Annotated in this window: 23 protein-coding genes; 13 read left to right on the top strand and 10 right to left on the bottom strand. The window is 46.6% G+C overall.

All coding sequences use genetic code 11. The annotated features are described in order from the left end of the window. From sprA to scpB, 4 genes are all read right to left on the bottom strand, one after another. The gene (sprA, locus tag H6629_19420) at window positions 1-1,392 is read right to left on the bottom strand and encodes a cell surface protein SprA (GenBank protein ID MCB9069948.1); all 1,392 of its coding nucleotides are present in this window, start codon (window positions 1,390-1,392) and stop codon (window positions 1-3) included. 219 nt (window positions 1,393-1,611) lie between these two features. Further along, window positions 1,612-2,301 carry a (d)CMP kinase gene (locus H6629_19425; GenBank protein MCB9069949.1) on the bottom strand — a complete coding sequence of 230 codons (690 nt, stop codon included), beginning with the start codon at window positions 2,299-2,301 and terminating at the stop codon, window positions 1,612-1,614. A 24-nt stretch (window positions 2,302-2,325) separates the two neighbouring features. Further along, a complete protein-coding gene (locus H6629_19430; protein ID MCB9069950.1) occupies window positions 2,326-3,081 on the bottom strand; it encodes an rRNA pseudouridine synthase in 756 nt (251 codons plus the stop codon). Continuing rightward, the gene (gene scpB, locus H6629_19435; protein ID MCB9069951.1) at window positions 3,074-3,772 is read right to left on the bottom strand and encodes an SMC-Scp complex subunit ScpB; all 699 of its coding nucleotides are present in this window, start codon (window positions 3,770-3,772) and stop codon (window positions 3,074-3,076) included. The genes H6629_19430 and scpB overlap by 8 nt, the downstream gene beginning before the upstream one ends. Before the next feature lie 251 nt (window positions 3,773-4,023). On the opposite strand from scpB, the gene H6629_19440 reads away from it, so the two are divergent. Beyond that, window positions 4,024-4,614, top strand: a complete 591-nt coding sequence (locus tag H6629_19440; protein MCB9069952.1) for a lysophospholipid acyltransferase family protein — start codon at window positions 4,024-4,026, stop codon at window positions 4,612-4,614. A 177-nt stretch (window positions 4,615-4,791) separates the two neighbouring features. Here the strand turns inward: H6629_19440 and H6629_19445 are convergent, their stop codons facing one another. Genes H6629_19445 through H6629_19455 form a run of 3 tightly spaced genes read right to left on the bottom strand, consistent with a single transcriptional unit; the run spans window position 4,792 to window position 6,885 of the window. Further along, the gene (locus H6629_19445) at window positions 4,792-5,592 is read right to left on the bottom strand and encodes a hypothetical protein (GenBank protein ID MCB9069953.1); all 801 of its coding nucleotides are present in this window, start codon (window positions 5,590-5,592) and stop codon (window positions 4,792-4,794) included. Window positions 5,593-5,632: 40 nt separating this feature from the next. Next, window positions 5,633-6,400, bottom strand: coding sequence for a M48 family metallopeptidase (locus H6629_19450; GenBank protein MCB9069954.1), 768 nt, complete (start codon window positions 6,398-6,400; stop codon window positions 5,633-5,635). Continuing rightward, window positions 6,397-6,885: a hypothetical protein gene (locus tag H6629_19455; protein ID MCB9069955.1), complete on the bottom strand. Its 489-nt coding sequence runs from the start codon at window positions 6,883-6,885 to the stop codon at window positions 6,397-6,399. Before H6629_19455 ends, H6629_19450 begins: the two co-directional genes overlap by 4 nt. 239 nt (window positions 6,886-7,124) lie before the next feature. On the opposite strand from H6629_19455, the gene H6629_19460 reads away from it, so the two are divergent. From H6629_19460 to H6629_19475, 4 genes are all read left to right on the top strand, one after another. Continuing rightward, window positions 7,125-8,384 (top strand): SO_0444 family Cu/Zn efflux transporter, encoded by a 1,260-nt coding sequence (locus tag H6629_19460; GenBank protein MCB9069956.1) that lies wholly within the window; start codon window positions 7,125-7,127, stop codon window positions 8,382-8,384. Window positions 8,385-8,614: 230 nt separating this feature from the next. Then, on the top strand, window positions 8,615-9,244 hold the full coding sequence (locus tag H6629_19465) for an LON peptidase substrate-binding domain-containing protein (protein ID MCB9069957.1): 630 nt from the start codon (window positions 8,615-8,617) through the stop codon (window positions 9,242-9,244). 65 nt (window positions 9,245-9,309) lie between these two features. After that, complete coding sequence (locus H6629_19470; GenBank protein ID MCB9069958.1) at window positions 9,310-10,425, top strand: aminopeptidase; 1,116 nt, start codon at window positions 9,310-9,312, stop codon at window positions 10,423-10,425. 140 nt (window positions 10,426-10,565) lie between these two features. Further along, window positions 10,566-12,155: a HAMP domain-containing histidine kinase gene (locus tag H6629_19475; protein ID MCB9069959.1), complete on the top strand. Its 1,590-nt coding sequence runs from the start codon at window positions 10,566-10,568 to the stop codon at window positions 12,153-12,155. Here the strand turns inward: H6629_19475 and H6629_19480 are convergent. Genes H6629_19480 through H6629_19490 form a run of 3 tightly spaced genes read right to left on the bottom strand, consistent with a single transcriptional unit; the run spans window position 12,126 to window position 15,467 of the window. Beyond that, window positions 12,126-14,765 (bottom strand): SpoIIE family protein phosphatase, encoded by a 2,640-nt coding sequence (locus H6629_19480; GenBank protein MCB9069960.1) that lies wholly within the window; start codon window positions 14,763-14,765, stop codon window positions 12,126-12,128. The two genes, H6629_19475 and H6629_19480, sit on opposite strands and share 30 nt — an antisense overlap. After that, window positions 14,758-15,183: an aminoacyl-tRNA hydrolase gene (gene arfB / locus H6629_19485; GenBank protein ID MCB9069961.1), complete on the bottom strand. Its 426-nt coding sequence runs from the start codon at window positions 15,181-15,183 to the stop codon at window positions 14,758-14,760. Before arfB ends, H6629_19480 begins: the two co-directional genes overlap by 8 nt. 17 nt (window positions 15,184-15,200) lie before the next feature. Then, window positions 15,201-15,467 carry a YggT family protein gene (locus H6629_19490; protein ID MCB9069962.1) on the bottom strand — a complete coding sequence of 89 codons (267 nt, stop codon included), beginning with the start codon at window positions 15,465-15,467 and terminating at the stop codon, window positions 15,201-15,203. Between the two features lie 198 nt (window positions 15,468-15,665). Here H6629_19490 and H6629_19495 point away from each other — a divergent pair, with 198 nt between their 5' ends. The 8 genes from H6629_19495 to H6629_19530 all read left to right on the top strand — a co-directional run bounded on the left by H6629_19495 (window position 15,666) and on the right by H6629_19530 (window position 22,727). After that, window positions 15,666-16,664 (top strand): site-2 protease family protein, encoded by a 999-nt coding sequence (locus H6629_19495; GenBank protein MCB9069963.1) that lies wholly within the window; start codon window positions 15,666-15,668, stop codon window positions 16,662-16,664. A 55-nt stretch (window positions 16,665-16,719) separates the two neighbouring features. After that, entirely contained in the window at window positions 16,720-17,307 is a 588-nt protein-coding gene (locus H6629_19500) for a hypothetical protein (GenBank protein MCB9069964.1), read from the top strand. Between the two features lie 2 nt (window positions 17,308-17,309). Next, complete coding sequence (gene era, locus H6629_19505) at window positions 17,310-18,239, top strand: GTPase Era (GenBank protein ID MCB9069965.1); 930 nt, start codon at window positions 17,310-17,312, stop codon at window positions 18,237-18,239. A 39-nt stretch (window positions 18,240-18,278) separates the two neighbouring features. Further along, complete coding sequence (locus tag H6629_19510) at window positions 18,279-18,962, top strand: response regulator transcription factor (GenBank protein MCB9069966.1); 684 nt, start codon at window positions 18,279-18,281, stop codon at window positions 18,960-18,962. A gap of 112 nt (window positions 18,963-19,074) precedes the next feature. Beyond that, window positions 19,075-20,166 carry a beta galactosidase jelly roll domain-containing protein gene (locus H6629_19515; protein ID MCB9069967.1) on the top strand — a complete coding sequence of 364 codons (1,092 nt, stop codon included), beginning with the start codon at window positions 19,075-19,077 and terminating at the stop codon, window positions 20,164-20,166. 312 nt (window positions 20,167-20,478) lie between these two features. Further along, the gene (locus H6629_19520; GenBank protein MCB9069968.1) at window positions 20,479-21,237 is read left to right on the top strand and encodes an ROK family protein; all 759 of its coding nucleotides are present in this window, start codon (window positions 20,479-20,481) and stop codon (window positions 21,235-21,237) included. Window positions 21,238-21,352: 115 nt separating this feature from the next. Next, window positions 21,353-21,727: a hypothetical protein gene (locus tag H6629_19525; protein MCB9069969.1), complete on the top strand. Its 375-nt coding sequence runs from the start codon at window positions 21,353-21,355 to the stop codon at window positions 21,725-21,727. A gap of 586 nt (window positions 21,728-22,313) precedes the next feature. Then, window positions 22,314-22,727, top strand: a complete 414-nt coding sequence (locus tag H6629_19530; protein MCB9069970.1) for a hypothetical protein — start codon at window positions 22,314-22,316, stop codon at window positions 22,725-22,727. The last annotated feature ends 34 nt before the right edge of the window (window positions 22,728-22,761 follow it).

The following is a 22,761-nucleotide window of genomic DNA, read 5'->3' on the forward strand; positions in this document are numbered from 1 at the left end:
TCAAACTTGATATTGCGGTTGGTTGATCCCGTTGGGTTTGATCAACCGCAAAAACAGGTTGATATCATTGGCACCCACACCGGTCGTATCGATGTTTTGATACAGCGTACCAATGGTATCCTGATTGGCAGTTGCATAGGCAATACCAATAATTTCATTGGTTTGAGCGGTTCCGTTCAACCAAAAATAACCCCGCTGATAATCAAAATTGTAATCTTTACCTTCTTCCAGACGTTTAAAGTTACCTTTTTCAACTTTTCCACCTTCCAGCGGTGTTGTGGCTGTCGTTGTTTTGGGATCGATACTTGCCAACCCCACAACTGTTTCATCACGGTTTTGGCTGGAATTGGTCGTTTTCCAAACGTCCAATTGCGTGATAAACGTTCCGGGCTGAAGCTGCAAAATCATCTGATCGGGATCGATCTGCGTTTCGAAATCCTGCTGATAAAAGGTATCCACAAAGAAAAAACGGTTGTTCACATAATCGATATCTTTGATGCGCTGGGTTTGCTCGCGGGCGGAACCGGTGATGGAAAGGCTCTCGTTTTCGCCGCGTTCCAAACTGGCGATACCGGTAAATTTGAATTTACCAACCTGCATTTCGGTTTTCAATCCGAACAATCCCTGATTGTTGGAACCGGAAGAAACGTAGTTGGTCGCCGGCAGCGATAACGCAACGTTACCCGCTTCGATGCGCTGAACGATATCGTCTTCATCGCCATCGTAGGTTAATTTGAGGGTATTTTCGAAATCGAATGTGGCTTCGCTGTTTTGATCCACCGAAACGGTTACGCGATCGCCAACGCGCCCTTCGACACGGAATTGCTGGGTTTGCTTAAATTTCGGGGAGAAATTTCCGCGCTCCTCCAACGAGGAAATCGCCGAACCTTCGCGGCTTTCGGTTCGTCCGGCCAGCTCAAACGTGATGTTCCCGGAAACCCGCAGACCCACACGATCGCCGCCAAAAATCCGCCGGAAAGTTTTGCTTTTTATCTTCACCGGAATATTCAGTTCGATACCGCCGCCGCCGCTTTCGCTGCTGAGCCGGTCCCGTTCCTGCCGGATGCTTTGCCGCCAAATTCTGCGTGTATCGTGTTTTAGCCGTTGCTGAACATAATAATCCAGATCCATCGCAACGGGCATGCGGTAAATGCGATTGTTAAGCTTTTCTTCAATGATGATAATTTTTTGGGTGCTATCTAACGAAACTTCACGGATTACACCACGCAATTTCGGATCGGTCAATACCGAATCGATGGCGTATCGTTCGAAGCCCTGATAGGTTTGCTCAAAAATTGGGGTAAAATGGGGATCGGTTGGCTTGACAGAGAAACCCTGAGCATGCAAGCTTTCGTAACAGAAAACGATCGCAATGAGAAGAATGAGCGGCAAAAGCTTTTTCGCCCTTGGCAACCAATAAATCATAAATAGACGCTTTGCTAACTTTGTGATTTCAATACTAATTATCGTAACAATTTATCGTTGCCATACCTCCATCGTTAAGACCGAAAAATATATGTACTGATCAAGTTTTAAACAAGTGCAATATTCAAATTTATTCGGAAATATCCGGTACTCTTGCAGCAATACCGAATGATTTTTCACAGCGAATTATGGTGATGGACTCGAAATAATCCGGCGTGCCAACAGAACAATTTTCGCCACTTGCTCGTCGATACTCAGGGTTGTGGTATCGATACTGATTGCATCGGGCGCTTTTCGCAACGGTCCGTGGTCACGGTTTTGATCGGCTTCATCGCGCTGGCGAATTTCCGACTCAACAACGCCAATTTCCATAACGACGCCTCGCTCGCGGAGTTCCCGTATTCTTCGGCGGGCACGTTCCTCAACCGATGCTTCCATAAAAATTTTCAATTCTGCTTCCGGGAAAACAACAGTGCCGATATCCCGGCCATCCATTACAACGCCGCCGTTTTTACCGAGCTGCTGCTGTTTGGCAACCAGAATTTCCCGAACACGGGCATTTGCCGCAACCGGGCTGATATTTTGGGTAACTTCCGGCAGCCGGATATCGCGGGAAACATCGGTTCCGTCGAGAAAAATTTCGGTATCGCTGTCGTTTTGGTGTAACTCGATATCGATCGATGCTGCCAATGTTCCCAGCTGTTCTGCATCATCAACGGGAATATTGCTTTGCAGCGCAGCGAGCGTTACCGCCCGATACATTGCGCCAGTATCAATATAAACATAGTTCAGTTTGCGGGCAACCCGTCGTGCGGTAGTGCTTTTACCGGACGCTGCTGGGCCGTCGATTGCAATGGTTATTTTTCGATGTCTCATAAATTTTTTGGCAGGGCTAACGTGTTATTCTTCCATCAGTTGGCGCTTGTATTCTGCGACTGTTTTTCTCAACCGGTGCACTTCTTCTTTGGTCAATTCGCGCCATTCACCGGGCTTGAGATCGCTCACTTGAAGTCCGGCAAAATTGATGCGGTGCAACTCCTCCACCTTGTATCCCAATTGCTCGAACATCCGGCGTATCTGGCGGTTACGCCCTTCGTGAAGCTCAACTTCCATGTAGCTGCAATTGCCCATCCTGCGCAATTCTGTAGCTTTGCAGGGTGCGGTTTTTCGGTCATCCAACATCACGCCATTTTGGAAATGGTGCAAATCAATAGGTTTGATGACAGAATCCAGCAGCACCCGGTAAATTTTGGTGACTTCAAATTTCGGGTGAATGAGGTGATACGCCAAATCGCCGTCGTTGGTAATGAGCAACGCGCCGGTTGTGTTGAAATCCAATCGCCCGACCGGGAATAACCGTTGCGGTGTGGCGATCAAATCCAGCACGGTTTTGCGTTTGCGATCATCTTTGGCGGTGGTTACTGTCCGGGCAGGTTTATGCAGCAAAATGTAAATCTGGTCATTTTGTTGTTCGATCGTTTCGCCATCAAATTTAACCACATCTTTTTCCGGATCGATGCGCACCCCGAGCTGATCGACCACTTCCCCGTTTACGGATACCAATCCTTCGGAAATATACTGGTCACATCTGCGGCGGCTGCCGATGCCTGCCATTGCCAAAAATCGATTTAAACGCACAAGTTCCGGCTTATTCATCCCGGTCTTCGTTGTCGGATTCGTCTTCTTCGGATTCGTCTGTGTCATAATTTTGCATCCCCAATATTTCCGGCGCAATTTCCTTCAAAAATGTTTCGCCAAATCGTTCCTTAATTTCCGAATCGGCGGCAACAATTTCATCCAGTTCCTTCAGTCTTGGCAAATCTTTGAGATCCTGCAGACCGAAATATTCCAGAAATTGGCGGGTAGTTTTGTATAAATATGGATTTCCCGGCACATCTGCTGTGCCGGAAATAGTAATCAGGTTTCGTGAAAGCAACGTGCGGATAACGCCATCGGCGCTGACGCCCCGTATTTCCTCAATTTCGGTACGGGTAACCGGTTGTTTATAGGCAACAATCGCCAGCGTTTCCAGCGCTTTGCTGCTCAACCGGTTCTGGCTGCGCTTAAAATGAAACCGTTGTAGGTATTCCGCAAAATCGGGGCGGGTGAACATCAGGTAACCACCCGCAACTTGCTGTATTTCAAAGGTTCGGGCAGTTGCCGAATATTCATCATTCAGCGATTGCACCAAATTGGCAATATCGTGCGATTTCAATTCTGGAATTGCCTCGCGCATTTTTGCAGCAGACAACGGTTCATCCGTTGCAAAAACCAACGATTCAACAATTTTCAATGCTGTTTGCACATCCACTTCCGCAACAGCGGTTGTTTCTGGTGTTTCATTCATTTTGCATGCCGGTTAATTTGTGCTTATTAAACGCAGAAATTAGTCATTCAAAAACGCTTTTGCAAGTGATAGATTTTCCCGTTGAACAGATTTACCGGCAAATCCGGAATTGCCGTTGCAAAAAACCTGGCGGAATGAAAACGTAATTATTTTTCCAAAACCAGTTTATTTTTGTGCATTTTGCGACTATGTTTGATGATTATTCGGAATGTGATTGTGAAACAACGGAAACCACTGCAAACGAGGCGAAAATGAGCGGGAAATTACATACAATTAAAGAAAACCGGTTTACCACCTGGCTGGGAAATACAGTTTATAAAATGATCGGCTGGAAGGTGGAAGGGCACATTCCTGAATCTGTCCGAAAAGCGGTGATTATTGTTGCGCCGCATACTTCCAACTGGGATTTTCCGGTTGGCTTGTTTGCGTCTTTTGCGTTGGGACTGAGCGGTCATTGGGTGGGCAAACACACGTTGTTCCGCTGGCCGTTTGGCGGTTTGATGCGCTGGTTGGGCGGCATTCCCATCAATCGCCGGAAATCAAAAAATTTTGTGTCACAGGCTGCGGATTATTTCAAACAATACGAAAATTTCCGATTGGTGATTGCACCGGAAGGCACACGGCGAAAAACCACCAAATGGAAATCGGGATTTTATCACATCGCCAAAGAAGCTACGGTGCCGATCGTTTGTGCGTTCATCGATTTTCGCCGGAAGGTGAGCGGCATCGGGCCGATTATCATGCCGAGTGGCGATTTGCAAAAAGATTTCGAGAAAATCCGGGATTTTTATCTGACGGTTGGTGCAAAACGGCCGGAAAATCGCGGGGAAATTTCCCTTTGATTACAAAATAATATTGTTGTTCTAGTACGACACCTGATTGATCTTTCCTGTGAATGCGCCGAAGGCGCGCCTTCGGCGCAGGAATCTCCGGTTTATTATCACAAAAAGTAAAAAAGTGCTACTCAAATGTATCGCCGTTAAACCGCTATCTTTATTTCACTTAAGCCACTGACCTACTCACTTGAACAGCGGTGCAAACGGGTCATCTCCGGGAACAAGTTCCGTGAGCGTCGCAGCTGCCCGAATATCGCTCAATGCCAACTCGAACACGCCATTGCGATGAATTGTCGCAACTTTCGCGCCGGTCGCCAGTTCCTGCCATCCTTCCCAACTCAGTTGAATGCCGCCGATTGGCAAAATACTTACCCATAATTTCCAGGCTACCGGCAACCCATTTTCGCCGACCAGCCACAAATAGCTATCGCCGGGCGTTGCGCCGCCGGAAGCATAGGTGATCAGCAACCCACGCAGTGAATCGGACGTTTCCACCCATTTTCGGGTGGTGCCGTCGTCAAATAATTTTGCGATGGGATTCAGCCAAAAGCTGTCGTTGCACCAATATTCCCAGGCTTTTTGCACCAATTCCATAGTTTCCGGATCATTCCGGTCGAGCAATTTTCCGTCCACAATCGCGACACCGCTTTGCGAATTGAGATCCACCAACACAACCGTGCTGCCCCAAACCACCTGCGCCACATGCCGTTCGCGATCCCACAAATGGGCGTGTCGTCCGGCAAATGTCCACGAAATTGCGCCGGTTTGCTGCCATTTTTCGACGTTCACCGCAGCCATCATTTCCCGCGCCAGCGAATCCGCCATTGCATTTTCCACGCCTTCCGGCAGCGACTCATTGGCAATCCACAGCGCGATTCCGGCAATCGCGATGAACGATAAAGCAATCAACAGTAATATTTTGGGGAGAATATATCTTTTTTTATGCGCCCCGTTTGAACCGGGAATCGGAATTTTCTGATCCATCAATTATATCTTCTAATATATTGTTTACTATGATGTTAAATTATTTATTTTTGCGAAATTTTGAACGTAGTTTTTCCACCAGACCGGAATTGTTTTGTGGTTTGGTATCGCGATGATCGAGAGACAGCGAATTGAGAAATGCCATCGCTCTTTCGAAATCCGGGAATTTTTTTTCCTCCCGCCGGAATGCGCCGGTGTGCCCGTAATACCGCCCGTTTTTGCGCTGAATCCCGTGCTTTTTGTGCAGCAATTCGTGATACATCACGTAATCCACCACAAAATCGGGCACGTTGGGCTGATCCAACGTAACCGAAAGCATGATGGTATCGCGAAGCTGGTGGTAATGCCCCATTTTTCCGGTGGTGAGCATTTCGTTCCAATGCAGGTTCGGGCGATCCATTTTTCCGTTAAAATAGTGGTTGTTCACCCGTTCAAAAATGGCGTCCAAATCGTGAACCTGACCTTTTGTCTGGCTTTGGAGCGGTTCGGTTGCGCCATCCATTTCGGCAATTATCTGTTGAAATTTGGCGGTTTGCACAAATTCATCCAACAATTTATGAGAAAAACGGCGTCGCGAAAACAATCGCTGCAAAATTTCCGTCCAGACATTTTCCGGTGCAGAAATCAGTCCCTCGCTGCATCGCAAAACGATGTGGTCCGAATACGTTTTGTAACGATAAATATAGCGCATATTGCTGAACTGGATTTGCACCGGTTTTTCGAGCCGGTTGCCGGAAAGCCGGTTCAGCACCCGATTTGCAATCGCCAAACCCGCCAAATGCGAACGAAAATTATCCGGATCACTCAAAAAACCAGCCAGCAATAGGCCATTTGCGATGGCTTCGGCAAATGCGCTGGCGTCAGGTTTTGCTGACGGGCAACGGCTTCAATATCGGCGACGTTATCGCAAATGGTTCGGTGCAACCTGGCGAAGCTGCGTTCATCGGTCAGCAATTCCGAAAGATGATCCCACATTTCCGCAGAAAACAGTTCACAGGTACCGACGATATTCCGAATCCGTAACTCGCCGGCGGGCGGTTGCGTGTTGTGCGGATTTTCATTAACCGGAAGATTTTCCAAATCCAGATTTTTCAAATAGTTATACGCATTTCGCGATGGCGCGGGCAAGTGCTGCGGCGTACCGCGTTGCTGGCGACAAATCTGTTCAACTTGCGCGATAACATGCTGGACGCGTTCACGAAAAACAGTCATTTCCGACGGTGGAATTCCGGCTGCCAGTTGCTGGCGAACCTGATTAAATATTTTCACCAATCCATTGATCCGAATGTGCATTGGCTCCTGAAAGCTCCGGTTTCGTTTAAAAATTTGTCACTTTTTCGCCAGTTACGCATAAAATATCCGGCAAATCGGGAAGACTTACAAACGGTTTGTTAATTTGCCAATTGCCTCGCTGCAACATTCCCCCTATTTGCTTTTGAACCAATGCGTAACTAAATTGTAAAAGATGAACATCGCAACCAAAACACCATATTCTGATTGCGATAAACGTTGAATTAAGGAACAATAAAGATATGTTTTCATTGATTTTAGGTTTACTAAATGAAATTTGGATTTTGTTCGTGGAAATGGCGCCGTATCTGCTGCTCGGATTTCTGGTAGCCGGATTGCTGAACCTTTTTTTGACCCGCGAACAGGTGGCAAAACACCTCTCCGAACGTCGATTTTCATCGATTTGGAAGGCGTCATTATTGGGAATTCCGCTGCCGTTGTGCTCCTGCGGTGTGATTCCGGTTGCCGCGCATCTCGATAAACAAGGTGCCAATCGCGGCGCAACCCTTTCTTTTCTGATATCCACGCCCACAACCGGCGTCGATTCGATTTTGGCAACATACGGATTATTGGGTCCGTTGCTCACCATTGCCCGACCGGTTGCCGCGTTGGTCAACGGATTGTTGACCGGTTCGCTGGCTATTTTTTGGGAGAAAGAAAAAGAAGCCGATGACATCACCCAACCGCAACAATCGTCATCCTGTGCAATTCCGGAAAATAGATCGCCGGAAGCATCGAAAAGCTGGATCGAAAAATTGAAATCTGCTATCAACTACGGTTTTGTGGAATTGCTGGAAGATGTGAGCAAATGGCTGGTCATCGGTATTATTGCGGGCGGAATGATCAGTTTTCTCATTCCCACCAGTTTTGTGGAAAATTATTTGGGCAACCCGCTGATGTCCTATTCGCTGATGCTGCTGATCGGCATTCCAATGTATGTTTGCGCAACCGGTTCAATTCCTATCGCTGCTGCGCTCATTTTAAAAGGCATGTCCCCGGGTGCCGGCTTTGTGTTTCTGTTCGCCGGTCCGGCAACCAACACGGCAACCCTCTCTTTTGTGGGCGGCAAACTGGGAAAAAAGCATCTGATTTTATATCTCACAACGATTTTATTGTGCAGCGTGGCATTCGGCGCGTTGATTGATTATGTTTGGATAAGCGCCGGGCAGGATTTATCACTCATCAGCGGTGCGATGGAAATGCTGCCCGAATGGCTGAAAATCGCATCCGCGCTGTTGCTGCTGGCGTTGATGCTTCGTCCGTTTGTGATGCGGTTTATCAGCAAACCGGTATCGGATGAAGGATTGCATTTTGAAGTGCCGGACATGAATTGCGAACATTGCAAAAAAACCATCACCGGTGCATTGCAGCAGGTGGATGGCGTGCAAAACGTAAACGTGATGCTATCGCTTCGGTTGGTGCAGGTTGTCGGCAACGCCGAACGCAACGAACTGGAAAATGCGATCCGCAATGCGGGCTACAACATCACGGATGTGCGATAGCACATTTACCAACGCAGTAATTTATATTAGCTTATTTTTAACGGCAGATTGATAAAACATTTTACACAAACTGTTAATAAACAACGAATTAAACGATTCAAAAATTTAGCGGTTAACAAAAGACCGCAGTTTAACATCGAAATATCTCTGTCGCAATTGTTTGGAAATCGTGTTCATTTGCAGCTATTTAGCTGAATTTCAAACATCATTTTAACAAAAAGGATGTAGATATGAACCCGACAATCATTCCCATATTTCCGCTAAATGTGGTGCTGTTTCCCGGCATTCCCTTACCGCTGCATATTTTTGAGGAACGCTATAAGGAAATGATTCACCACTGCATAGAAACCAACGCCGAATTTGGCGTTGTGCTATACGAAAAAAGCCGGGTTAGTCAGGTGGGATGTTCAGCAATTGTTCAGGAGTTGCTGGAAGAATATGAAGATGGCCAAATGGACATTCTCACCGAAGGCATTCGCCGGTTTCATATCGAACGGATTATCGATGAAAAAAGTTATCTGCAGGCGGAAGTCAAATTTTTACCGGCAGCTAAATCGATGCCGGAAAACAAGTTACTTCAGAAGAACGCCTATCTTTTTCTCAGAAAAATAATGCGATTTACCGACCCGCAATTGAACAGCGAACTGTTCCGCGATGCCGATACGCTGCAGCTCTCCCACCTTATCGCGGCATCCGGCGGATTTAGTCTGGATGAAAAACAGCGCTTTCTGGAAATGGACGATGTGCCCGAACGGCTGGAGCTGATGATGGCGGACAAAAAATCAGTGATGGAGCGCGTTCGGCTGCATCAACTGATTAAAAATGCTGAATTTATGGAAGGCAATTTCTCGCGAAACTAATGTGCTGGAATACAGAAAATCGTTAAACGGAAAAGCAGTAGATTTCAGAAAAAAGGAGTTACGGGATGAAAGACCCCAGAATTGACAAACTGGCGAAAGTGCTCGTTCGCCACTCCACAAAGCTACAACCCGGTGACAAAGTGCTCATCGAAGCGTTCGATATTCCCAACGAACTGGTGCAATCGCTGATAAAAGAAGCGGTTTCCGCCGGTGCGCAGCCGTTCGTTTGGGTAAAACAACGGGAAATTGACCGCCAGATGTTGCTCTCGGCAACCGCCGATCAACTGAAAAAACTCGGTGAACACGAACTTGCGTTGATGCAGCAAATGGATGCCTACATTGGCATTCGTGGCGGGATGAATGTTAACGAATTGTCCGATATTCCGCAGGATAAAATGCGCATGTATCAGGATTACGTGCTGAAACCCGTGCATTTTGAGGAACGCGTGAACCGCACCCGTTGGTGCATTTTGCGCTATCCGAACGCATCCTTTGCGCAATTGGCCGGCAAAAGCACCGAGGCATTCGAAGATTTCTTTTTTGATGTGTGCACGCTCGACTACGACCGGATGGAAAAAGCAACCCAGCCGCTCAAAAAATTGATGGAACAAACCGATCGCGTCCGGCTCGTTGGTCCGGGAACGGATTTGCGGTTTTCCATCAAAGGCATTCCGGTGATCGGCTGCGCCGGAACCCACAATATTCCCGATGGCGAAGTGTTTACCGCGCCGGTTCGCGATTCCGTGAACGGACAAATTTCTTACAACACTCCCACCATTTATCAGGGCACTACATTTACAGATGTAAAACTAACCTTCGAAAATGGCAAAATTGTTGATGCAACATCGGACAAACCCGAAAAAATCAACGAAATTTTTGATACGGATGAAGGCGCCCGTTACGTTGGCGAGTTTGCGATTGCGTTCAATCCATACATCACCGAACCGATGCTCGATATTTTATTCGATGAAAAAATCGCCGGTTCATTCCATTTCACACCCGGTAAAGCATACGAAGATGCATTTAATGGCAACGTTTCCAACATCCATTGGGATATGGTGGTTCGCCAGACCAAAAATCTCGGCGGCGGCGAAATCTGGTTCGATGATGTGCTCATTCGCAAAGACGGCATTTTTGTGATCGACGAACTGAAAGGATTGAATCCGGAAAACCTGAAGTAAGCGGACGGATTCACCCATTTTCTACAAACTTTATTTTGGGGCGAGCAAGTTGTTCGCCCTTTTTTTCGTCGTGACAATTCTTTACATTTTCAAACAGCAATTGATTTGGTTTTAACACCCACCTTTTCATAAATTCCAAAATGCAAACGAACGTAAATATTCCGTCCCGGTTAAAGCGCATCGCGATTGCGCTGGTTGCCATTACACTGTTGCCGGCATTGTTAATGCTGCTGAAAGAGTGGTCGTATCTCAACGAAAACCAGCGGATGATCGACGAAATTTACCGCCAGCGACTGGAAACGATCCTTTTTTCGGTGAACCAATATGCCTGGGATGTGGTCAACAGTTGGGCCGGCGAGGTGACGCAGATTCAGCAGCACAATATTAACAATCCCAGTGAGCAGCAACTGGAACAGTTGTTGAGTCGCAACCGCTCGCTGCAAGCCATATTTTTCACCGATTCGCTGGGTGCCCAAATGCAGTTTTTTCAAGGGCTTGGCAACAGCGAAAACCCGGAACGTCGTCCGGCACATTTTCAGGAATTGATGAAAACCAATACGCAATTGCTGGGCAAATTGCGCCGCTATCGCGAATCCGGTTACCGAAAATTGCAGCCGCTCAGTGCGGACAGCAGCAGCGGTTTAACCTCGCTGATTTTCCCGATCGAATCGCCGATTAACGCCGAAATACGCTTTGCCGGACTGGTGCTCTCGCCCCGCGAATTTATCGAGAATGAGCTATTTCCGAAAATGCAGGAAGTGGGCGGCGACCGTTTTTTGATGGCGTGTATTTCCGACGATGAGCAATTTTCGTTCGCCAACGCGCCGGCAATCGATCTGGACGCTGCCACCCGAAAACAGGAAATTTGGCTGTTTCCCGATTACGAACTGGCGATTCGCGAACGCGGTGAAACGCTGGAAGAAATGGCGCAATCGTGGTTCAAAGTTAATTTGATGCTGGTATCGCTACTGGTGCTGCTGATGGTTGGTGCGGGCTGGTTTATTTTCCGAACCGTTCGGCAGGAAATGGCGCTGGCACAGCTCAAATCCGATTTCGTTTCGAACATTTCCCACGAGCTGCGCACGCCGCTGGCGCTGATCCGCATGTATGCGGAAACGCTGGAAATGGGGCGCATTCCCAACGAGGAGCGCAAAAGCGAATACTACCGGATTATCGGGCAGGAAAGCGAACGGCTCACCCATTTGGTGAACAATATTTTGAATTTTTCGCGAATTGAAGCGGGCAAAAAAGCGTATCATTTGCAACCGGTTGTGCTGAATGACATTGTGGAGCGGGTGCTGGAAAGCTATCGCTTTCATCTTGAAAATAAAGGATTTACGCTGGAAACAAATTTGTCGCAATCGCTACCGGAAATTCAGGGCGATATGGACGCACTCAGTGAAGCGGTGATAAATCTGGTCGATAACGCCGTGAAATACAGCGAGACCGAACACTGGGTCAACATCGCAACGGGACTGGAAAACGGGCAGGTTTTTGTGGAAATCAGCGATCGCGGCATCGGCATTCCGCCGAAAGAGCAGCAGCGTATTTTCGAGAAATTTCATCGCGCATCGGATGCGCTGGTGCACAACACAAAAGGCAGTGGATTGGGACTTTCGCTGGTGCAGCATATCGTCCGGGCGCACAACGGCGATATCCAGCTCAGCAGCCAGCCCGGAAAAGGCAGCCGTTTCCGGCTGTTATTTCCCGCTGCACCGGATGACCATTAGCGTGTGATCGTCCACCCGCGCGTGGCTGCCGTAAAACTGGTTGAGCGCCGCATCCACATTCTGCTGAATGGCCGTTGCGGTTTTCCCGCGCAACCCGTTTAGTTTATCGAGCAGTTGTTTTTCCTCAAATTGCAGCACTCCCTCGCCGTCGGATTTGGGGCGATTGGCTTCGATAACGCCATCGGTGTAAAATACCAGCGTATCGCCGGCGGACAAATCCAGTGAAACACTTTCCAGATTTTTTTCGAACAAGGTTTCTTTCGCGCTCAGCCCGATTCCCAATCCTTTCGATTTGAGAAAACGGATCGGCGACCGGTAATCGCCGGGCATTAGTACCGGTTCCGTGTGTCCGGCGCGAACGAACGTAACCTTATTATTTTCAACATCTAACATCCCGATAATCAACGTTACGAAAATCTGGCGATCACCAACTTTTGTGGCGAAATAATTATTCAATTGCTGGCAGATTTGCCCCGGATCATCGGTAAACTGGCTGGAAAACCGGATGAGGCTCATGCACTGCGCCATGTAAAGCGCGGCTGAAGAACCTTTGCCGGACACATCGCCGATGGTGAATAAAATGCGTGTCGGCTGACCATTCGCATCATTTTTCACGCTGAAAATATCGTAAAAATCGCCGCCGACTTCGGTGGCGGTGTGCAACACAGCAGCCACTTCGAAACCCGGCGTTTGCGGCAAATGGTGCGGCAACAGCCCGATTTGCACATCACGGGCATTTTGCAATTCAAATTGCAACCGGTCTTTTTCGCGGCGTTCTTCCATCGTTTCTTTGAGCCGCTCGCCCATTTTGTTAAAGCTTTGCCCAAGTTCAACAAATTCGTCATTGCCTTCAAAATGAATCTGGTAATCCAGATTTCCGGCGGAAATTTGTTGAATGCCATCGCGCAATTGTTTGAATTTTTTGATGATAATTTTGTGAATTTGCGTGCCGAATCCGATCATTCGTTGAATGATAAAAAAGTTCAGCAGCAAATAAACCAGCAATGCAATAGCGATTACCGTGAGCAAATCGTTCCATTGGAATGTTGGGCGAACTTGCAACACCACATCAAAAACAGCAAATTTGCCAGTGTTGCGGTCTTCCCAAATCGGCACAAACACCCGTCCGAAAGTAAATTTCCAATATTGCAAAAAACCGAAAGTCACTTGGGAATTGTTTAATTCGCCGGATGAGGAATCGCGAATCGGCACCGCTAAAGGATTAATTCTACTGTAGTTAATTAGCCCGACTGGAAAAATATGCATATCCTGTTCGATCTGCCACAAATCGAATCTGCGATAATGCCAGAGCCACTGGTCATCGCCTGCGGGATAAAACAGCAGCTCCGATCCACCCAAATACCGCTGCGGATTGGCAATTTCACGGGCTAAAAATGTGGTATCAATTTTGGTGAGGGTCAGGGTTTCCGTGCTGTCCTCCGTTTCCGTTCGTGCGAACAAAAAATAATCGCCGCTTAACGAATCATCTGGAAACGGGTTGTTTTGCGGCACCAGTCGCAGAACGCCTTTTCTGGGCAAAAAACGGGCATTTATCGGCTCGTAACCGTCCAGTTTTATCGTTGCTTCGGAATCGATATAGGTAAAATGATGCAGTTTTTCCGATTCCGGCGCGGCTGTTGCTGATTGCAGAAAATCCACAATTCGTCCGCGAACGGTTTGTGCCTGCCACGTGGTAATGAAGCTGTAAAATATTAGAATCAGTGAAACCAGTTGAATCAACTGTGGAATTGATGACTGAAATAAACCGGAAATTTTTAATTTCCGCGCCAGCGATGCGTGGTTGTAAATGAGAATCGCCGGAATTTTGATGACCACAGCGAGCACATACGCCCGGAGATATTGGTAAAACACGCCGGGCAATTCGAACCAGATTTCCTGGTAAAGAAAGGTACGCTCGCCAACGTCGGCAACCGGATTCAGCCAAAAGAGTATTTGCAAAATCGCCAAGAATATGCCGCCGTAAATCAAACACTCAATTTGATTTAGCCGATCCAGCCAACTGGTTTGTTTCAGGAAAATGAGCACTAAAATCGCCTGAAAAACGATGCTCAGAAAATAGCTTTCCGAATCGAGCATTGACGCAATCGGAAATCGCAGCAGCAACAGCCAGATCAGCACCCAGCCTTTTCCGGTGGTGTTGACCAAAATGAGCAAAGCCAGCGTAAGCTCGAGCAGCACCAAAAACAAAATCTGGAAGGAATTGCTGAACACACCGGTTTGCAAATCATCAACTATTGAAACAGGAGACGGCAGGATAAACCGAACCAGCAAATATTCGATCAGCCAAAGACCGGCTAAAAAACTCCACAGCGCTTCACTGGGTGGTTTCAACTGTTTTTTTAACAGATGAACCAATTTGAACAGCAGAAAAATGTGCACAAAAGCGACAACTGAATGCAATGTTTTGGGCAAATCCGGCGAGAAAATATAGAAAAATGTTACAAAGAAGCCAGCAGCGTACAGCAAAAACCGTTTATCCAGCCAGTTGAACTGGCGGATCTGCTCCCAAAATTGCTCAATTTGCTCGGTGATGTTCACTTTTTCAGTTGACAACGATGGATTCCCGGAAAGCGTTGGTTGTTTACTCATCAGATCTGTCGATCCGTCCGCGATTGCGTTTGATATCTGAACGATGTTTTTTCTGTGCAATTCGTTTTTGCTTTGCAGCAAAACTTGGTTTGGTTTTACGGCGCTTTTTCACAGGTGTTGCCGCTATTCGCAAAATTTCTACCAGCCGTTGAATGGCGGCGGAACGATTTTTTTCCTGTGAACGGAATTCGCGGGCGACAATCAGCAGATCGCCGGCATCCGTGAGCCGGTTGCCCAATTTCGCCAAAAACAAATCACGAACATCTTCTGAAAATGTGGTTGCGTTTAGCACATTAAATCGCAACTGGACCGCCGTTGAAACCTTGTTGACATGCTGCCCACCCGGTCCCGATGAGCGAATAAATCGCAATTCGATGTCGTTTTCATCGATAAAAATATTGTCTGTAACATCAATCATATCAAAATCTTAGATTTTTAAAAAACAAAGAACAATAACCGCCGGCCGATCGCCAAAGCCACGATCAGAATCAGGTGCGAAAAATCGGCAACTCGACCGTCGGATAGTGTAATGGGTTTGATAATTCCGCGGATAAAATCCAGCATCGGTACAAAAATCCGGTCGAGCAATTCGCGGATTTTTACCACTTCTTCCCGATAGGAATGCACAAAATTATTCATGATCCAATGGGCAATCACACCCAGAATTAACACATTTACTGCAAAATTAATAAGTGCTGACACTATTCTCGCCTCCATTTTGTGTTGCGGTAGAAGATACGGCGAAACCGCATGTTTTTCAATAATTAACTGATGTTCCGCCATTTCCGGTTATGGCAATTCCGCCCGGTGAAACTTCCCCATCTATTTGACAGTTGAGATATGGAGAATATTTTTGTATTATTGATGCGCAAATATGACAGAAAACAAAAGCGAGCTAAATTGAGATCATTTGACGAATATTCCGGTTTACCACCTCATATTAACACCCACCAGTGGGCATGGCAAAAACCCAAACGCGTGTGGGTGAATGTTCTATTATTTATTGTTACTATTTTTAGCACAATGGCTGCCGGCGCCGGTTTTCAGGGATACAGTTGGTTGGCAATGTGGGAAGAACCCTCGCTGATTTTTAACGGCTGGCCTTATTCGCTGGCGGTGCTGCTCATTTTGACAACCCACGAATTCGGGCATTATTTTGCCGCGGTTTATCACCGGATGAACGTTACGTTACCGTATTACATTCCTTTGCCGATTCCCGATTTATTTCATTTTGGAACGATGGGTGCGTTTATCCGCATCAAATCGCCTATTCCCCATCGCGTTGCGTTGATGGACGTTGCCGTTGCCGGACCGATCATGAGTTTTATTTTCAGCATTATTTTTCTGGCTGTCGGATACAGTATTTTGCCGGATGAAACGGTCGTTCGCGATTTTATCGATACGGTTCACGGACGGTTGGGCATTACGCCGGACCAGATTGCGCAGGATGGTTTGACGCTAACGATGGGCAAATCGCTGCTGTTCAGCTATTTTAATGATGTTGTGGGCGGCGGCAAAATTCCGATGAGCGAAATTTACCATTTTCCCTTTATTTTTGCCGGATGGGTGGGTTTTCTGGTAACGGCAATCAACTTGATTCCCATCGGGCAGTTGGACGGCGGACATGTGGTTTACGCTCTTTTCGGTAGAAATGCGCGATATTTCAGCTACTCCGCTTTTGGTGCGCTCGGTGGTTTGACCCTGTTTTTCTATTTTCAACGCGGTTCTGAGGGCATTGTCTGGCTGCCGTGGATGATTATTTTAACCCTTATCGGGCTGCGCCACCCGCCAACAGCCAACGACGATTTGCCCATCGATGCCAAAAGAAAATGGTTCGGCTGGGCGTGTATCATTATATTTTTATTGTGTTTCGCGCCGCTGCCGGTTCATTTGGAATAATTTTTTTGTGCTATTCTGAAAAATTTGATATTCAACAAAACGGAGAAATCACCGAATGGTGCTTTGGACCATCGCAATTTTTATGACCATTGTTTTTCTGGCGATGCTGCTGCTCGTTCTTTTTCGAAAAATTCAGTTCGACGCAGTGCACCGCAATTTTTTGGATTTTGAGGATGAGTTCGGCGGCAACATCGACCGCAGAGGCTTTGCGGTTCGCCCGAAATACAACGGCATTTACAAAGGTCAACCGTTTGCCATTTCGTTCACGTCGGAAAAAGACCAGCAAATCCGGCGCTATTATATTGTGATCACCATGAAAGGGCATTCGCAGAAAAATTTTACCATCATGTCGCGGGAATGGCTGGGCAACGGGAAAATGGACGAAGAACGCCAGCGCGATGCGTTGCCGATAAACAACGATCGTTATTTGCTGGAATCGCCGAATGTTAAGATTATTAAAAAACTGGATGTTAGCGCCATCGAAAATATTATTGAAACAATGGAGCCGTTCGCGTGGATGCTGGTTGGCAAGAGCCAAATGCTGTTGGAACGCGCCTCCCAAAACATCGTCGAAGATACCAAAATTGAAGCGCTTCGCCCGTTGTTGGAAGGGCTTTTCCGGCTTCAGGAAACCACAGGATAACCATGTCATCTACCGAAAATCCGGTTTTTCAACCGGTGCCACCCACCTTTCAGGCGGGTTATGTTGCCGTTATCGGCTTGCCAAATGCGGGCAAATCGACCCTGCTCAATCACTTAATTGAACAAAAATTATCGATCGTAACGGATAAACCGCAAACCACCCGCAAAAATGTGTTGGGCATTCTGAACGCGCCCGGCTATCAAATAGTATTCATGGATACGCCCGGAATGATCGACCCGCGTTACAATCTGCAGGAAATGATGATGCGGTTTGTAAAAACAGCCATCAACGATGCAGATTTGCTGGTTTACGTGCTGGATGTTTCCGATAAACGCCAAAAACCTGAAACCGTTCGCGATTTGCTCAGCGGTGCAAAAGGCAGACCGGTGTTGCTGGCGCTCAACAAAATCGATTTGCTGGACGATCCCAAAAAGGTGCTGCCGATGATCGAAGCGTATCAGGCGGTTTTCCCGTTTACCGGAATTTTACCGATTTCCGCCGAACGCGATATCAGTCTGGACAAATTGGTGGTGGAGATGGTGAAATCGCTGCCGATCAGTCCGCCGTTTTACCCGACCGATTTCATCACCGATCAGCAGGAACGCTTTTTTGTCGCAGAAATTATTCGCGAAAAAATATTTACGCTGTTCAGCAAAGAAATCCCCTACGCAACCCATGTCGAAGTAGAGGAATTTCGCGAAAGCAACGGTGCGAAAGATTACATCCGTGCTGTTATTTATGCGGAGCGACAAACCCAAAAGCAGATCATCATCGGGAAAAAAGGTGAAGCGTTGAAACGAGTTGGCGCATCTGCCCGTAAAGATATTGAGCAATTTCTGGATCGACCGGTTTTTCTGGAATTGTTCGTCAAAGTATCGCCGGATTGGCGCAAAAAAGACAGCTTGCTGCGCCAGCTCGGGTATAATTCGTAAATTATTTTGCTGTAATTTTTCACAAAATCGGGTATCAACATGCCAAAAATTTTGATCGTCGAAGATGAACCGCACATGCGCCAGGGCTTGCGCGACAACCTCGAATTTGAAGGCTACACGGTCGATTTTGCCGAAGACGGCGCCGCCGGTTGGCACAAAATTCAGGAATCGACCTTCGACCTGATTATTCTCGATGTGATGATGCCCAAAATGTCCGGATTTGATGTGTGCAAAAAGGCCCGCGAAAAGGGCATCCGTACGCCGATCATCATGCTCACTGCCAAAGGCGAGGAGATTGACAAAGTGTTGGGGCTGGAACTCGGCGCGGACGATTACGTTACCAAACCGTTCAGTTTGCGAGAACTTCTGGCGCGCGTAAAAGCCGTATTACGGCGAGTTGAAGACGCATCGCCATCTACCCAGAACCAGATTACTATCGGCAATCTGGTGGTCGATTTTTCCACTTACGATGCATTTGTTGCCGGAAAACCGGAACCGATGTCCCACAAAGAATTCGAGATTCTCAAATTTTTATGGCAACATCAGGGGCAAACCGTCAGCCGCGATCAACTGCTCAACGATGTCTGGGGCTACGACCAATTCCCCACTACCCGCACAGTCGATAATTTTATGCTAAAATTGCGCAAACGCATCGAGAACGACCCGGCGCATCCACGCCATATACTAACGGTTCACGGAATCGGCTATAAATTGCTCACCTGATGACATTTTGTGACATTTCTTCACCACCTGATGACAACCCATCAGCCTCAATTTTGTAAATTTCCCCCGTATGTGAAACAGAAACATTAACGGTTGTAGGGGCAAATATTCAATGAAACCTGTTAATAACACAAAAAGACACCTCATTTTTTCGCTGATGCTGATGGTCGGCGTTTTATGCACAACGTTTTCAAACGCAATTGCAGCAGATGAATATTTCCGGTTGGTTGATTTGCGCGGGCAGTGGAAATTCGAAATCGGTGATGATATGAATTGGGCAAAAGCGGATTTTGACGATTCCGGCTGGGAAGAAATTTTTGTGCCAGCGAGTTGGGAAGATGAAGGTTTTCACGGCTACGACGGTTTTGCATGGTATCGCAAGTCCTTTGAATTAAATTTGACCAAATTGCCGGATGCTATTTTTCTCGAATTGGGGCATGTCGATGATTCCGACGAAGTATATCTTAATGGAAAACTGGTTGGCGCCAAAGGCAGTGTTCCCCCCCATTTCATCACTGCATACAATATTTACCGTCAGTATCTGTTACCTTTCGAATATCTGAATCCAAAAGGGGAAAATGTGATTGCCATTCGAGTTTACGATGAACGATTGAATGGCGGTATTGTTAGTGGAAAAATCGGTTTATACGGTGAAGACTATCCGTTTTTCGAGAAAATTAATCTCGAGGGCGTCTGGAAATTGCGCATCGGTGACGAAGAAGAATGGCAAAACACCAATTACGACGACTCAGGCTGGGAAACCGTGATGGTGCCATTAAATTGGAATTATCAAGGTTTTCGCGATTACGACGGCTACGCCTGGTATCGGAAAAATGTCCGGATTCCAGCGGAGTTCGGCAAACAAAAACTGGTGCTGCTGCTCGGGCAAATTGACGATTTGGACGAAACCTATTTCAACGGGAAATTGATCGGGCGAACCGGCGAACGCCTGGGGCGTAGAAAACCGGATGTGCGCGGCAACGAGTGGCAAATTTACCGGGCATACGAAATTCCCAATGAATTAATTAACTACGATGGCAATAACCTTATTGCAGTTCGTGTTTACGATGACATTTACGATGGTGGCATATACAACGGTCCCGTTGCGATTGTTACCGAAGACGCGATCGACCGATGGGATAAAATTGATGACAGCCAACCATTCCGCTCTTTTTGGGAAGTTTTGGACGCCATTTTCAAATAAACTATCGATTCCGAAAACTCAAAAAATAGTTGGATAAAAAAATCGCCCCGCAAATCCAGCACCGGAAATCGCTGCACCCGTTGGCTGAAACATTAACTTTATTCGCAATTTCATACCTGAACCACCTGCCAAAGTGACATAGAAATATTTGTTTTCCTACCAATTTCTCTTATATTTAGCGCATCAGAAACCGATATCCGAATTGAATTATCCTTTCTTCTTGGGAAAAACACGGTAATGTTTCTTGCTGACCGGGAAAATCGGATAACGGCACAATTGAGCATCACAAATTGAAACACAGAGGATATGCACATGAAAGTTTTGGGAGTTGATATTGGCGGTTCCGGCATAAAAGGTCAACCGGTGGATATTGAAAGCGGTAAACTGATTTCTGAACGTGAGAGATTTGAAACGCCACAGCCTGCCACACCAAAATCGGTTGCAGAAACACTCAAAAAATTAGTCCGGCATTTTGATTGGAAAGGGCCGATTGGCTGCGGTTTTCCGGCGATTATTCAGGATGGCGTTGCTCGAAGCGCATCAAATGTAGACAAAAAATGGATTGGAACCGATGCAGAAGCGCTGTTCCGAGATTACACCGACTGCCCGACGTATGTTGTAAACGACGCAGACGCCGCCGGTATTGCTGAAGTAAAGTTTGGTGCCGGAAAAAAACACAACGGCGTTATTCTGCTAATTACTATCGGCACCGGATTGGGTTCTGCACTGTTTACAAACGGGCAGCTTGTGCCAAATACTGAGCTCGGACATCTGATCCTCCATGGCGAAAAAGCGGAGCTGTACGCATCCGACGCCGCACGGAAACGCGACGATCTTTCATGGAAATCTTGGGGAAAACGATTTAACGAATACCTGCAGCATTTGGAATTCCTGTTCTCACCCGATCTGATTATCCTGGGTGGCGGCGCCAGCAAAAAAATGGATAAGTTCAAGAATAAACTGGAATTAAGAACAGAAGTTGTTCCGGCAAAAATGCTCAACAATGCCGGAACGGTCGGCGCGGCACTGTATGCCGGCTATCGTCATTTTCCGGTAAATTTGCGAAAATAGCTTTGGCTGTGCCGCAAGAATTTACTGCAATTTATATTTATTATCCGGTAAGGTTTTCGCGGGTATCTCCGACAATGAAACTACATTAACACGGAAGTTAGGCTACGGGAGAAGAATGGACCGCATCATCCTCGGTAAAAATGTTTCCAAATCCATTGCTACGGCAATTCGCAAAGCAGTTCAGCTAAATAAAGCGCGGCTCATGCAGGAAATCCGCCAATCCAGAGGCTTGTATGAAATATTACAAAAATGGAAATCCGGCGCTACATTGAATGAAGAAGAACGGGAGTTTGCCATTTCACAACTGCTCGATATTGCCAAAACAATACCGACGCTAACAATTTTCATGCTGCCTTTTGGGGGTCTGGTGCTGTTCTTTATCATCAAATATTTGCCGATCCAGATTTTACCCAAATCCTTTTACCAAATCACAGAATCGAGCCTCGCACTGGAAGCAGCGAAATCGCCCGTCACCGATCCCACCAATTGACATATTTTTGTTCTGCCAAATCACGATATAAATTCGTGACAGTTCACTCCTCTTACCCATAAAACTTATTCAGGCACCGATCCTTCAGGCAAGAGGAGCAACTGTCGTTTTTTACAATTGTAAATTCAACAAGTCGCCGACTCCAAATAATCGATTATGGGAAAATTGCGAGCGCAGAAAACAGGATAATGGATTTTTATGCAGAATAACGAGTATTAGAACCACTTTTTCCTAAATACGTGGATATTATACAAAATCATTATTCCCATCGCAACCACAAATCATTGGGTACAACAGTTTTTTTAGGGGAAAATCCATCCCGCTTTTTATAGAACACTATTCCACGATTTATATCAGAAATTTGACTATTTTTCAAATTTCTGATAATCAATGGTAAAATGATAGCGTCATTTTGCAACAGTTTTGAATTGCAAAGCATTCAATTGCACTTTCGTATGTTAATTATTTACAGATACTTAGACCACCTTCAATTAATAAACCATTCACCCATTACAATTTTCACAGAACACACTTGAGCCGTTGGCATCTTTTTGGCAGTATCTGCATAATAAAAAACGGAAATGAAATGAAGAACAATATTGCAAAAAACAGCGCGATAACCGTGTTAGGCATTTTCCTGTTAACAGCATGTTTGATCAACCCGGACAGCACGGATAATTCGTCAGAAATCAATGATTCGTTGGTATTCAGCATCGATTCCATTCGGGTGGTCAGCAATAACAACAGGGTCATCGAATTGACATGCTTTACTACCACCAACGATCCATGTTACAGCCTGGCCTATTCCAAAATCACACATTCCGATAACACCATTCGAATTACGCCGGTTGTCCAACGAGATCCGGCTTTAATTTGCCCGATGGTTTTGGGCAGTCTCGATTTCGATGTGTCGTTTGCAGTGCCGGAAAACGGTTTTTATGATCTCAAATTTGTCGATCAGCAGTCGGAACTGGACACAACTATTTTTGTCGGAGATTGATATTCACCGCTCTCTAACACATTTTTCGCACAGA

It is taken from the genome of Calditrichia bacterium (assembly GCA_020634975.1).
In the GTDB taxonomy this organism is placed as follows: Bacteria; Calditrichota; Calditrichia; order RBG-13-44-9; family J075; genus JACKAQ01.